Below are 12050 nucleotides of genomic sequence, written 5' to 3'. Positions count from 1 at the left end.
GGGGAAGTCGGCGCCGCTGGCGGTGACGGAGATGCGGGCGATGGAGGCGGAGAGGGCCTGGGGCACGGCGACGGCGAGCTGGGCCGAGCCGGTACCTGGGGAAGAGGCGGAGCAGCCGGCGAGCAGCGCCAGCCACAGCGCCACCAACAGGTGGGAAGAGAGTCTTTTCACGAGAGGGTCCTGGAAGCTGCGTGAAGCGTGTCTGCGATGGGGTCCAATGACTCGCGGGAGTCAGGGCGTGTACAGCTCCGCCGAACCGACGGCGGTGCTGCTGGTGCCGGTGGCTCCCCCCGAGACGAGCACCTGACCGAGGGTCGTCAGCGGCGTCGCCGTGTGGTTGGCGCGAGCCGCGCCCATGGAGTTGATCGTGCTCCAGATGCCCAGGCCCGAGTCGTACACCTCCGCCGTCGCGACGGGTCTGGTCCCGTTGGTTCCCCCCGAGATGAGCACCTTGCCGTTGGGCAGCAGGAGCGCCGCGGCGTTGGAGCGCTTCGACGCCATCGCGCCGGTCTTGGTCCAGATGCCCGTGTTCGGGTCGTACACCTCCGCTGTCTCCAGGAAGGTGCCGCCGCCCTGGACTCCTCCCGAGACGAGCACCCTGCCGTCGGACAGCAGCGTCGCCGTGTGGCTGGCGCGGGCCGCGTTCATGGCGCCGGTCTTGGTCCAGAGGCCCGTGTTCTGGTCGTACAGCTCCGCCGTTTCCAGGAAGCTGCTGGAGGTTCGTCCCCCCGCGACGAGCACCTTGCCGTTCTTCAGCAGCGTCGCCGTGTGGTACGCGCGGAACGTGGTCATGACGCCCGTCGTGGTCCAGAGGCCCGTGCCCGGGGTGTACACCTCCGCCGCCGAGAGGTAGCCGGGGTTCTGTCCCCCCGCGACGAGCACCTTGCCGTCGGTCAGGAGCGTCGCCGTGTGGTAGGCGCGGGCGGTGCGCAGGGTGTTGGCCGTGTTGCTCCAGGTGCCCGAGCCCGGGTCGTACGTCTCCGACGCCAGGAGGTAGCTGGGACTGGAGCCTTGTCCCCCCGCGACGAGCACCTTGCCGCCGATCAGGCGCGTCGCCGTGTGGGCGTAGCGCGCGGTGCGCAGGGTGTTGGCCGTGTTGTTCCAGGTGCCCGAGCCCGGGTCGTACACCTCCGCCGCCGTGAGGATGCTGGAGCCCTGCCCCCCCGCGACGAGCACCTTGCCGTCGGACAGCGGCGTCGCCGTGTGGTGGTAGCGAGCGGTGCGCAGCGGGGTCTTCGTCGGGGTCCAGGCGGAGAGCACGCAGGACGGCAGCCCCATCATCGCGAAGCTGCTCGTGGCCGTCCGGCTGAAGGCGTTGGTGACGGTGGCGGTGATGGTGGGGATGGTGCCCTCGCTGACACAGGAGGGGGCCGTCCAGGTGGTGCGGCTGTGCGAGGCGGTGCTGATGGGGTTGCCCAACGCGCCGGTCGTGGCGGCCCAGGAGAAGGCGAGCGCGGAGCCCTCGGGGTCGCTGGCCGCCACCTCGTAGGTGATCAGCTGTCCCGGGGAGGTCATCTCCGAGAGCGCGGAGCTGTAGGTGCGGAGGATGACGGGATTGAAGTGGGTGGGGTCGGGCGTCGCGGCGACACACAGGGACACGGTGCCGGTGGTCTGCCTGCCGTGCCCGTCGGAGACGGAGACCGTGAGGTCGCAGTTGTCGCAGGGGCCGGCGGGCACCTCGGAGGGCGTGAACCCGGCAACGCGGGAGAGGGCATTGGCCCAGGTGCCGGCACAGGTGGCGCTCCATTCATAGGAGAGGCTGTCGCCGTCCGGGTCCTCGGCCGAGGCGGAGACGGACGTGGCCTGCCCCACGACGAGCCGGGCGAGGGTGGCTCCGACGGTGTTCACCCGGGGAGCGCTGTTGAAGGAGACGGTGACCCGTGCCTCGCCTTCTCCACCACTGGACGTGCTCGACAGGCTCGAGCCGCTCGGCAGGACGGTGACGCGCAGGGCGGCGCTGGAGGAGCGGCCACTGGCGTCCGTCACGGTGAGGGTGAGGGTCTGGGGGCCGGGGACACGGGGCGCCGTCCACGCGGTGGAGGCCGAGGTGTCCGACGAGGAGGTGCCCGAGGAGGAGGACCAGGCGTAGGCGAGGGTCTCGTCCGGGTGGAGGCCATGGGCCTCGGCCCGCAGGGAGAGGGTGCCGCCCACGGGCACGGAGCTGGAGGAGGCGACCAGGGAGTCGATGACCAGCGGCTCGCTCGGGAAGGCCGGGGAGGCGCCGGGCTCGTGGAGGGTGATGGCGATGAAGGCCGTCTGGTGGGCGGAGATGGAGACGCCGGAGGCGGAGCCCTGAAGGATCAGGGATCCGGAGGCGTCGAAGGCCTGGGCGAGGAAGGTGCGCTGGGCGCCCGCGGGGAGGTTGCCGAGCAGTCCGCTCCGGCCATCGTCGGAGGCCACGAGGTCCACGGACGCGGAGGGCATGTCGGCGGCGCTGGCGGTGACGGAGACGCGGGAGATGGAGGCGGCGCCGGTGCGGGGGAGGAAGACGGCGAGCTGGGCCGCGCCGGTGTCAGCGGGAGCCGAGCAGCCCGCGAGCAGCGCCAGGCCCAACGCCAGCACCAGGTGGCAAGAGACTTTCTTCATGGAGGTCACCTTCGGGGGGCACGAAAAAGGGGCGAGGGCCCAGGAGAGCCCTCGCCCCGGAGGCGCGACGGATTACGGCTTGATCAGCTCGATGTCGCCCCCGGCGGAGGCCAACTCGGTGTCACCGATGTCCTCCTTGTTGCCGTAGCCCAGCTGGCCGGAGCCGTTCTCACCCCAGCAGCGGGCGGCCCCCGTGCTCAGCAGGGCGCAGGTGTGGCTGCCGCCGGCGGTCACCTGGTAGGCGCTGGAGCCGTCCAGATCCACCGCGGTGCTCGGCTTGAGCCGGGAGCTGGTGCTGCCGTAGCCGAGCCGGCCATTGGCGCCGTTGCCCCAGCACTTGATGTCGCCGGTGCCCAGCAGGGCACAGGTGTGCGTCTTGCCCGCGGCGACCTGGAGCACGTAGCCGCCCATGTTCACATCGCCCGCGGCCGGGCTCGTGCTGGTCGGCGAGTAGACGCTGCCAGCGTGGTCGTAGCCGAGCTGGCCGTAGCCATTGTAGCCCCAGCAGCGCACGTTGCCGGTCTCCAGCAGGGCGCAGGTGTGGTTCTCGCCGGCCGTCAGCTGCACGACGGCGCCGCCGACAGTCACGTCACCGGCCGTGTACGGCTGCTCGGCATCACCGATGGTCTTGGTGTTGCCGTAGCCGAGCTGGCCGTAGCCGTTGTAGCCCCAGCAGCGCACGTTGCCGTTGTCCAGCAGGGCGCAGGTGTGATGGCCACCGGCGACGATGTTCTTCACGGAGCGGCCCTCCTCCACCGTCACCTCCACGTCGCCCTCGGAGTAGGGCTGCTCGTCGTCGCCGATGTCGTCGGTGTGGCCATAGCCGAGCTGGCCGTAGTCGTTGTGGCCCCAGCAGCGCACCCGGCCGGTGTCCATCAGGGCGCAGGTGTGCTCGTAGCCGGCGGCGAGCTTCACCGCGACGCCGCCCAGGTTGACGTAGCCGTAGCTGGCGATGGCCTCGCCATCCCCCACGTGCTGCGTGGTGTTGTAGCCGAGCTGGCCGAACTCGTTGTTGCCCCAGCAGCGCACCAGGCCGGTATCCAGCAGGGCGCAGCTGTGCTTGCCGCCCACGGCGATCCGGGCGCCCACCCCCACCAGCGCGATATCCTTCGCGGCCGAGGGCTTCTGGGTGTCACCGATGTCCAGGGTGTTGCCCTGGCCCAGCTGGCCGAAGGCGTTCTCACCCCAGCAGCGCATGTTGCCGTTGTTGAAGAGCACGCAGGTGTGGGCCTCGCCGGCGCGGATGGAGTTGATGCCGGTCAGCCCTCCCTCGACGACGGGGTTGTCGGGGAACTGGTTGGCGGCGAGCGGATACTTCAACGTCGTCTTGCCGCCCACGCTGTCGGTGACCTCGAGCGTGATTTCGGCCTGCAGGGCGACGGTGTACCCCTGCAAGGTGGTGGGGTTGGTGGGGCTGGTGAACTTGACGACGCTCGGGTCGAGGGTGGTCCCGCCGGTGGCCGCGAGGCTCCAGGCGTACGTGAGGGCCGACACGTCGTCATCGTCGGCCACGTCGGCATGGAAGAGGACGGAGTTGCTGCCGGTCAGCCGGCTCGCGCTCAGGCTGTTGATGACGGGGTTGAAGCGCACCTCGATGACGTTGTCCCGCACGCCATCGGTCTGGCCGGGCGGCTTGACCTTGGTCTTGAAGGTGGTGGTGACGGAGTGGCCCGCCTCGTTGGAGACCTTCACCGTGTGCTGGAAATCGGTGTTGGCGCTGACGGTGGGCGGCGTGTACTGGCTGACGAAGGTGCCCGCGGTCCCCAACAGGGTGATGGTGCCGCTCGTCGGGAAGAAGGTGCCGCTCCCCGCCTCCGAGGTGATCTCATAGGAGAGCGTGTCGCCGGTGTTGGCCTCCACGGAGAAGGACACGTTGCCGCTCTGGTCGGAGCCGAAGGCCGAGGGGACGGAGATCTTCTTGATGCGGGGGATGGAGATCGTCTGGCCGTCATTGGCCGCGCCCAGGGCGATGACGACGGACCCGCTCTTGGTGAAGGTCTGCTCGGTGGTGCCCTTGAAGAGCACGTCGCCGCTGGAGTTCAGGGCCTTGGCGGAGAAGGAGAGCAGCTTGTTCTTGGGGAGGAAGGGGATCTTCCCCGTCCACTCGCCCGCGGACAGGGCGAGGTCGAAGTTGATGTAGATGGGGGCGTTGGCGTCCTTGTCCAGCACGTCGATGCGCAGGCGGGTCACGTCGGAGAAGGTGAAGGCCTGGGCGGACGTCAGGGCGCGGGCGGAGAGGACGCGGCCCTGGGCGCCGCTGGCGGAGTCGTACAAGTCCGCGTTCTTGATGGAGAAGGAGGCGGTGGCGGTGTCCTCCTGCTCCTGCACCTGGCCCTGGGGCTCGGTGGGGTTGCACCCGGCGATGCCGAAGGTGAGAGCCGACAGCAGGACGGCCGCCTTGCGCAGCGTCCCGCGCGTGCTCCGGAAACAAAGGGGTGGATTCTTCATACACGTGCTCCTTCAGGACGCACGTCTTCCAAGCCGCACCACGCGGCTCTTCCGACGTCACGTCGCCAGTGACATGGGGTTACGAAAATGAAGCTCGGACAGGCCGGGCCTTGGCGGCTCCGCGCCTCGGCACTGTGATGAGCCGCCAATGTGGAAAATGATGCAGAGAAAAATTCCCGCGGAATTAACGGCCGCGTTTCAGGCGTGCGGGCGCGTCCATTCAGCGAGGGCCGCCGAAGGGGAGAAGCGGCTCACTCGATTCAATGACTGTCTGGAATTGCTGGAATTGATCGGCCCGAGCCCGTTTTCAGCGGCCCCGGGCTGGTCAGCTCCGCGTCAGGGCCACCGACCGCGCTCGGCAGTCACTTCTGGACCGTGCCCCGATAGCCTGCTGAGAATCCCCCGCCGCTCCAGGAGGAGCAGGCGCAACGGAGGGAAAGATGATCGTTTCGTCGAACCAGAAGCTCGCACTGCTGGCTGCCCTGGCCCTGGTGGCCTGGGCCGGTCGTGTCGAAGCCGCCAAGGACTTCACCATCCAGTCGCACACCGCGTCCGAGAACGCGTTTCTCGTCAGCTCGCACATCATCGAAAGCAATGGGGAGGTCGCCCTCGTCGACGCGCAGATGTTCAATGACGAGGCGGACAAGTTCATCGAGAAGGCGAAGAAGGCGAAGGGGACGGTGAAGACCATTTTCATCACCCACGCGCACCCGGACCACTTCTTCGGCCTGCAGCGGCTGAAGGCGGCCTTCCCGGAGGCGAGGCTCGTGGCCATGCCCGCGACGGTGGAGGCCGTGGGGCAGACGGGCCCGGGCATGCTCAAGTTCTACCGCGAGGGCTTCATGAACGGGGCGCTCGCGGCCAACCTGCCCACGGAGCTTCCGGCGCTGGAGAAGCTCGAGGGCAGCACGCTCAAGGTGGGCAATGCCGAGTTCGAAGTGCTCCACTTCCCGGCAGCCGAGGTGAAGGACGCGTACGCGCTCTGGCACAAGGGCACGGGCACGCTGGTGTCCGGGGATCTCGTCTACAACAACACGCACATGTGGCTGGCGGACCAGGAGCCCCAGGGGTGGATTGCCGCGCTCGAGCAGCTCCAGAAGCTGCCGGTGAAGAAGATCTACGCCGGCCACGGTGAGCAGGGCGGCAAGGACCTGCTCAAGAAGAACCTCGAATACCTGACCTTCTTCGAGAAGACGCGCCAGGGCGCGAAGTCGGGCGAGGAGCTCAACAAGGCGGTGAAGGGCAAGTTCAAGAAGCTCCGCGTGCAGGCCGTCCTGGACTTCTCGGCCAACAAGTACTTCCCGCCGCCGCAGCAGGGCGGGGGGAGCGCGAAGCCGGAGGAGGCCGGGAAGGGTGAGCCCGGGGGCAAGGGCCCGGGGGGCCAGCCGGAGGGCACCGGCAAGAAGTAGCCTCATGACGGGCAGTGCCGGAGGGCGGCTCCCTGTCTCGGGGGGCCGCCCTCCGCGTTGATGCACAACCCAGCAAGCGCTGGGGCAGCACCGAGCAGGGACAGACCGGTGATGGGACGCTAGCGGAGCACGAGCCGCGTGGCTTCCCCCCATTCCTCCTGTACGCGGCATGCGGCATGAGTGCTCGCTGGCTCGACTGGCGACCGAGCTCATGCACCGGGCAATGCGTCCCGTCCTTCAGCGGTTCAAGGCTCCGTTCGCCCGGCGTCTATGTGGCTGCGTGAATCCGGACGGACGGAACGTGAACCGCAAAGGACACATCAACGTGAATCGAGTCATCGGTAAGAGCGCAGTGCTGGGAGTGGGTCTGGCCCTGGTGGCCTGCGGCCCCATGGATCCGACCGTGGCTGGGGAGCCAGAGCTGAGCAGCACGCAGCAGGGCCTGAACGTCGAAATCAACGGCAGCTTCGAGTCCGCCCCTGCCGGCGTGTACAACTACACCATCCTCTCTAACGGAAGCACCGCGCTGCCGGGCTGGACCATCGGCGGCAGCATCAAGGTCATGAACAGCAGCTACAAGACCGCGGCCCAGGGCACCAAGTCCGTGGATCTCAATGGGAATGGCGCCGGCAGCGTCTCGCAGATGGTCTCCACCGTGGTGGGTGCCGGGTACACGGTGAGGTTCGCGCTGGCCAACAGCCCGAACTGTGCGACCACCTGGCGCTATGGCACGGTCACCTATGGACCGTCCTCAGCCAGCATCTCGAACGCCTCGGGCACATGGGCCTACAGGTCCTACACATTCAATGCCACGAGCACCAGCTCGCTCATCAAGTTCGAGAGCACCTCGACTGGTGTGGCCTGCGGCCTGGCCATCGACAATGTCACGGTGACCGGCCCCTGACGAAGGCCCCGAGCCCTTCACGGAGATCAGGGCGCGGGTCCAGGCCTCGGACCTCGCCGGAGCTCGGTCCGCGATGCCGAGGTAGCTCTCGATGAGGCGCTCGAGGGCCTGCGCCTCCTCGCTCCTCATGAAGTCCTTCACGACATGAACGACGCGCCCGTCCTTCAGCGTCGCGTTGAGAGAGTAGGGACGTAGGTGGGCGTCCGGTCGCTGCTTGGGCTCACGTCTTCACACCACGATTGGTTTCTCCTACGTAGAGTGCAGCACCGCGCGTCAAAGTATACACTCTCAATTGTGACCGTGCGCGTATACCGCTCGATCCCGGGTCTCAGGATTGATGGCTCCCTCAAGCAGGGGGCGACGCGCGTGCCTTGAGCTGGAGAGTCAGCTCAATAGCCCGACCGGTCGATTCCATCATCAGTAGCCGCGTTTCCGGACCACGAACGCGCCGGTCAGCCACATGGCGCCGATCCCCAGAAAGGCGCCCGACAAGACCCAGAGCTGGTCTGCTCCCCCGTAGCGCGCGGTACCGGCCGGGTCGTGCTGCTTGTACAGGATCTTGACGGTCTTCCCCATCCGATGGCCCGGCTGCCCATAGTAGAGGGTTGTGGTGTGCACGTTGCCAGCTGAATCCGAGAACGTGATCATCTCCGGGTAGCCCTTGAACATGATGTATGAGCCGTCCCCCCGGCTGCTCTCGGAGACCACCACTCCTTGCGCCGCCTCGGCGTACAATACGAACCGTAACGTGTGCATGAAATTGAAGCCGCCAAACGCCAGGCAGGGCGCGGCGATGACGAGCATGGCCAAGAAGCGATTCTCGGAATCGGAAGAGGACATTGAGAGAGCCTAACCCATGAGGACGAATGGAAGGCCAGTGCAGTTGAGGTCCGCGGCTGCGGCAGCGGTGCGTTGAGCGCGCAGGAGCCGTTGAGGCCCCGGGCGTCGCTGCGCAGGTGCAGGGAAAGCAGCGCGCCCCGGGGTTGGACTGGGCAGGGTTGGTGAAGCGCAGGTTCGGCTTCGACGTTTTCGTTTGCCCGGGCTGCGGCGCAAGGAGGCGGGTGTTGGCGGTGCTGAAGGGCCTTGGCAACAAGGCTGATGGGCAGAGGCCCCCGACACCTGGGCATTGGAAGCGGCGGTTGGGCGAGAGGCTGCTCAAGGGGCAGGGTGTGCGCGCAGGCATCGCTCAGACCTTCCTGGGAGGGTTGTCCAGCCCGCATCCTATCCTTCAGGGCTGTTTCTCCCGGGGGAGGCCAGCGCCATGACGAAGAAGCACCGGAGTCCTGCGGTGGGGGAGGGCGGCGGAACGCAGCTCGAGGCCCGGCGGCGGGGCCCGCCACCGTGGGCGCCGGCAGGTGCCCTCTGGCTCATCGTCCTCTTTCTCCACGCGGCATGCGCGACGCAGGGGCCCGCAGCAGGTAGGGGTGCAGGGGAAGGGCGCGCGGGGGAGGAGGCTGCTGAGAGCGAGGCGCGCTCGGCGCCGAGGGAGATGCAGCCGGTGGTCGTCATCTACGCGGCCGAGGTGGAGGCGCGCGGCCGGACGCGGGTGGTGGCCGTCACGCGGGAGGAGTACCAGCGAGCGGTTGCGCAGCTCCTCCAGCACCACCATGTGCAGGGGACGCCCCAGGAGGCCGCCCAGGGCCTGCTCCAGGCCATGCCCGAGGAGGAGCTGCTCGCCGAGGTGTACCGCGACAGGGTGCTCACCCTGGTGCCCCTCGGCGACAAGAGCACACTCGTCCCGGAGGCAGAGGCGGCGCTGAAAGAGAAGTACCTTCGGTGGTGCCAGCCACGCGGCGGGGGCGACTGCCTGGGCCTCTTCACGGATGGGCCCTACCTGCGCACGGACGACAGGCGCACCCTGTCGCTGGCGCTGGCCTTCAGCGAAGTGCTGGACGAGACACGGGCGGCTCTGGGGCGCGAGCTGAGCCCGCAAGCGCTGCTCTCCTCCCTGGTGTGGGCCGTGGGCCTGTACCTGGCGCTCTGGCTGCTACCGGAGCCGAGCACGAAGGCGGTGGCGGCTGCGCTCTCCGTGGTGCTGCTGGCCTGGTTGGGGCTGGATGCCATGTGGGGCCTCTTGGACGGGTGGGCCAGCATGGCGCACGCAGCACACGAGGCCACCACGTTCGAGGAGCTGCGCGACGCCGGCGACGCCTTCGGCAAGCGCGTAGGGACAGATGCGGCCCGGGCCCTCATTCTCGCGGTGGCTACCCTCACCGGGCGGACGCTCGGCGAGGTGGCCACGCACCTGCGCTCACTGCCCAGGTTCAACCAGGTGCAGGCGCAGTGGGCGGCCCAGGGTATGGAGGGCTCGGTGGTGGTGGCGATGGAGGAGGCCGCCGCGGTGGAGGTCGTGGTGGAGCAGGGCCGCGCGCTCGTGGTCCTCACGTCCCCTCAGGCGCCGGTGGCCATCAACGTCCTGGCGAGGAGCGGAAGCTCGGGCGCTTCTGGGGGGCACTCGGGCACCGTGGCCATCCAGCACCGCGGTGGCAACAAGCAGGTCATCCTCAGCAATGGCGAGCGGTGGCACCTCCCGCGAGGCAAGAGCTACCGGGACATTCCGGCGGAGGACCGGCTGGGCGACGAGCTGCAGGCGGCGGTGAAGGAGATGGCGGCGAGGTGGTCCCGGGCGGAGCTGTCGCCGGACGAGCGCGCCGCCATCGACAAGATGTGGAAGGCCGGGAAAGAGTACCGCGCGAATCTTCTTGAGCGACAGGCGCGGGGGCGGTGGGTGGAGACCCAGATGCAGGCGCGATTCCCAGGCCTGTCGTGGAACAGTCGTGGTGTCGACATCACCGGCCCGGGGGACAGGGTTACCATTACGAGATCCTGTCTGGCACGGAGTCGAACTTCGCCCTGCACGGGCGACGGATGGCGAGCACTTTCTTTCGCATGATCTTCTTCTGAGGCCTACGTGACTCCCAACATCCACCACGAGAAGCGAGAGGTCATCGGCGAGCGGCTCGAGCTGACCAAGGGGCCGATTTATTGGCTCGGTCCCGACCTGACACTGCGCGACTGCACCCTCGTCATCAGCGCGGCCGGGCGCTCGCTGGTTCCTATGTCCGGACAATTCATCAACTGCACCATTCAGGCGAAGGGCGAGCTGAAGACCGTGCGCTGGGCACCGATCAGCTTCAGCAGGTGCCAGTTCAAGGGCCGGTTTACCGGCAACGACTTCGGCTTCCGCGCGGACCTGTTCGACAGGGAGAAGGCTGGGGGGCTCGAGGAGTGCGACTTCTCAGAGGCCCGTCTCAATGGCTGCCGGTTCTTCAACTGCGACATGAAGACGATTCGGCTGCCGCTGTGGCCGTGCTTCAGTTTCTTGGAGCCACTCGGGCATGCAGCGGAGCTGGGTCGCCGTGAGTGGCCCGGTCAGTTCGGGATCATCATTGAGGGGCTTGCGAAGAATCCCGCGGGCACAGTCGCGGAAACGTGGCACGCACCCACTGTGGCCGAGAAGATGGACACGACAGTCGAGGAGCTGCGCGCGGCGTTAGAGGCGGCTCCGGGGATTTTCATGTGAGGGAGAGCTACTCGGCCGCTGGAAGCAGGGCCGCTGCGCGTCGCCCAGGTTTCTGCCATGCTCGCGGCATGCACAGGAACTGGCTCCTCCTGCTCACCCTTGGCTCCTGGCTCGTCGCGTGCGGCGGCACGCCCGACAGTTACGTCGAGGGCCGAATCTTTGGCACTCGCTACGGCGGCCCGGTGGATATCTCCTTCCGCTTCACCAACGGTGGCATCGGCGGACTCGTCTACGAAAACTTCCTCCGGGAAGACCGCCGGGGCAACGATCCCACCTTCATCCACCTCAGCGACCCGGACCACGAGGTGACGGTGCGAGCGTGGAGCGGACCGGAGCCCATCGATGAGGACACGTTCGAGCTCTTCCTCTGGGAGCTGCCCTCGCCGCCCGTGCACGCGGGCACCCACCGGGGGGCCGTCCTCGGCGTGAGGCTCAACGACTCCTTCGTCTTCGGGCCGTCCCCGAGCTACGACGTCATCGACATGGAGTACGAGGAGCTGGAGTGGACGGGCAACCACGATGGCTCCGTCATCTCTCGCGGCCGCCTCACCAGCCACTTCACATCCGACCCGGGCCTGCACCTGGAGGGGCGCTTTCAGCTCGTCGCCAACTGCGAGTGGCACCCCTTCCACCGCTACTGCGGCCAGCCGCGCATCGACAACCCGAAGCTCGCGCCCTGGCAGCAGAGCGACTGTCCCCAGGCGCTCATCGAGCACGTAGGCGGCCAGGCCGTGCCCGAGTGGAGGGGCGACTCCCGCATGAGGCTCGGCGCGGTGGACTACGCGTGCAAGGGGGAGGACGGGCTCTTGCAGTGCTTCGCGGACGTCTCCGGCATCGAGGCGGAGGGCTGCACCTGGCGCGCCGTGGTGCTCACTGACGGCAGCGTGGATCAGTTCGCGCTCGCGGGCTTCGCGGACCCGGCGTGCGCCCGGCGCGCCTGCAATACCTGGCGCTGACAGAGCCTCTCTTCCTGGACGAGTCCTCCGCCACATCTCCTGGCAGTGACCCGTGGGCGCCAGTACGTTGCACCGCATGCGCGTCATCACCCAGCGGGCCTTTGGTGGAATCGAGCAGTTGGTGGAAGAGGACTGGCCCCTGCCCGAGCCGGGCCCCGGAGAGGTGCGGGTGCGCATCCGTGCCGCCTCCTTCAACCCGGTGGATGTCCTCTTCCGCCAGGGCG

8 protein-coding genes are annotated in these 12050 nt (G+C 68.1%); 5 read left to right on the top strand and 3 right to left on the bottom strand.

Annotated elements, in window-relative coordinates:
- Window positions 1–231 precede the first annotated feature (231 nt).
- Together VF697_RS22025 and VF697_RS22020 are read right to left on the bottom strand one after the other, a co-directional pair.
- On the bottom strand, window positions 232–2586 hold the full coding sequence (locus VF697_RS22025) for a Kelch repeat-containing protein (RefSeq protein ID WP_331098056.1): 2355 nt from the start codon (window positions 2584–2586) through the stop codon (window positions 232–234).
- A 72-nt stretch (window positions 2587–2658) separates the two neighbouring features.
- On the bottom strand, window positions 2659–5034 hold the full coding sequence (locus tag VF697_RS22020; protein WP_331098054.1) for an RTX toxin: 2376 nt from the start codon (window positions 5032–5034) through the stop codon (window positions 2659–2661).
- Window positions 5035–5474: 440 nt separating this feature from the next.
- On the opposite strand from VF697_RS22020, the gene VF697_RS22015 reads away from it, so the two are divergent.
- Together VF697_RS22015 and VF697_RS22010 are read left to right on the top strand one after the other, a co-directional pair.
- The gene (locus VF697_RS22015) at window positions 5475–6443 is read left to right on the top strand and encodes an MBL fold metallo-hydrolase (RefSeq protein ID WP_331098053.1); all 969 of its coding nucleotides are present in this window, start codon (window positions 5475–5477) and stop codon (window positions 6441–6443) included.
- Between the two features lie 325 nt (window positions 6444–6768).
- The gene (locus VF697_RS22010; protein ID WP_331098051.1) at window positions 6769–7347 is read left to right on the top strand and encodes a DUF642 domain-containing protein; all 579 of its coding nucleotides are present in this window, start codon (window positions 6769–6771) and stop codon (window positions 7345–7347) included.
- Window positions 7348–7764: 417 nt separating this feature from the next.
- Here the strand turns inward: VF697_RS22010 and VF697_RS22005 are convergent, their stop codons facing one another.
- A complete protein-coding gene (locus tag VF697_RS22005) occupies window positions 7765–8151 on the bottom strand; it encodes a DUF3592 domain-containing protein (protein ID WP_331098049.1) in 387 nt (128 codons plus the stop codon).
- Window positions 8152–8836: 685 nt separating this feature from the next.
- Between VF697_RS22005 and VF697_RS22000 the strand changes: the two genes are divergently transcribed.
- The 3 genes from VF697_RS22000 (at window position 8837) to VF697_RS21990 (ending at window position 11826) form a co-directional block, all read left to right on the top strand.
- On the top strand, window positions 8837–10240 hold the full coding sequence (locus tag VF697_RS22000; protein ID WP_331098047.1) for a hypothetical protein: 1404 nt from the start codon (window positions 8837–8839) through the stop codon (window positions 10238–10240).
- Between the two features lie 18 nt (window positions 10241–10258).
- The gene (locus VF697_RS21995; RefSeq protein WP_331098045.1) at window positions 10259–10870 is read left to right on the top strand and encodes a hypothetical protein; all 612 of its coding nucleotides are present in this window, start codon (window positions 10259–10261) and stop codon (window positions 10868–10870) included.
- A gap of 68 nt (window positions 10871–10938) precedes the next feature.
- A complete protein-coding gene (locus VF697_RS21990) occupies window positions 10939–11826 on the top strand; it encodes a hypothetical protein (RefSeq protein ID WP_331098043.1) in 888 nt (295 codons plus the stop codon).
- Window positions 11827–12050: the final 224 nt, after the last annotated feature.

The organism is Archangium sp. (genome assembly GCF_036388035.1).
GTDB lineage: Bacteria > Myxococcota > Myxococcia > Myxococcales > Myxococcaceae > Archangium.
The sequence above is the reverse complement of the archived record's forward strand: the minus strand, read 5'-3'. Positions and strand labels throughout refer to the sequence as shown.

Coding starts and splice junctions, on each gene's coding strand:
- VF697_RS21990 (WP_331098043.1), top strand. CDS start 10,939: ATGCACAGGAACTGGCTCCTCCTGCTCACCCTTGGCTCCTGGCTCGTC.
- VF697_RS22020 (WP_331098054.1), bottom strand. CDS start 5,034: ATGAAGAATCCACCCCTTTGTTTCCGGAGCACGCGCGGGACGCTGCGC.
- VF697_RS22025 (WP_331098056.1), bottom strand. CDS start 2,586: ATGAAGAAAGTCTCTTGCCACCTGGTGCTGGCGTTGGGCCTGGCGCTG.
- VF697_RS22015 (WP_331098053.1), top strand. CDS start 5,475: ATGATCGTTTCGTCGAACCAGAAGCTCGCACTGCTGGCTGCCCTGGCC.
- VF697_RS22005 (WP_331098049.1), bottom strand. CDS start 8,151: ATGCTCGTCATCGCCGCGCCCTGCCTGGCGTTTGGCGGCTTCAATTTC.
- VF697_RS22000 (WP_331098047.1), top strand. CDS start 8,837: ATGCAGCCGGTGGTCGTCATCTACGCGGCCGAGGTGGAGGCGCGCGGC.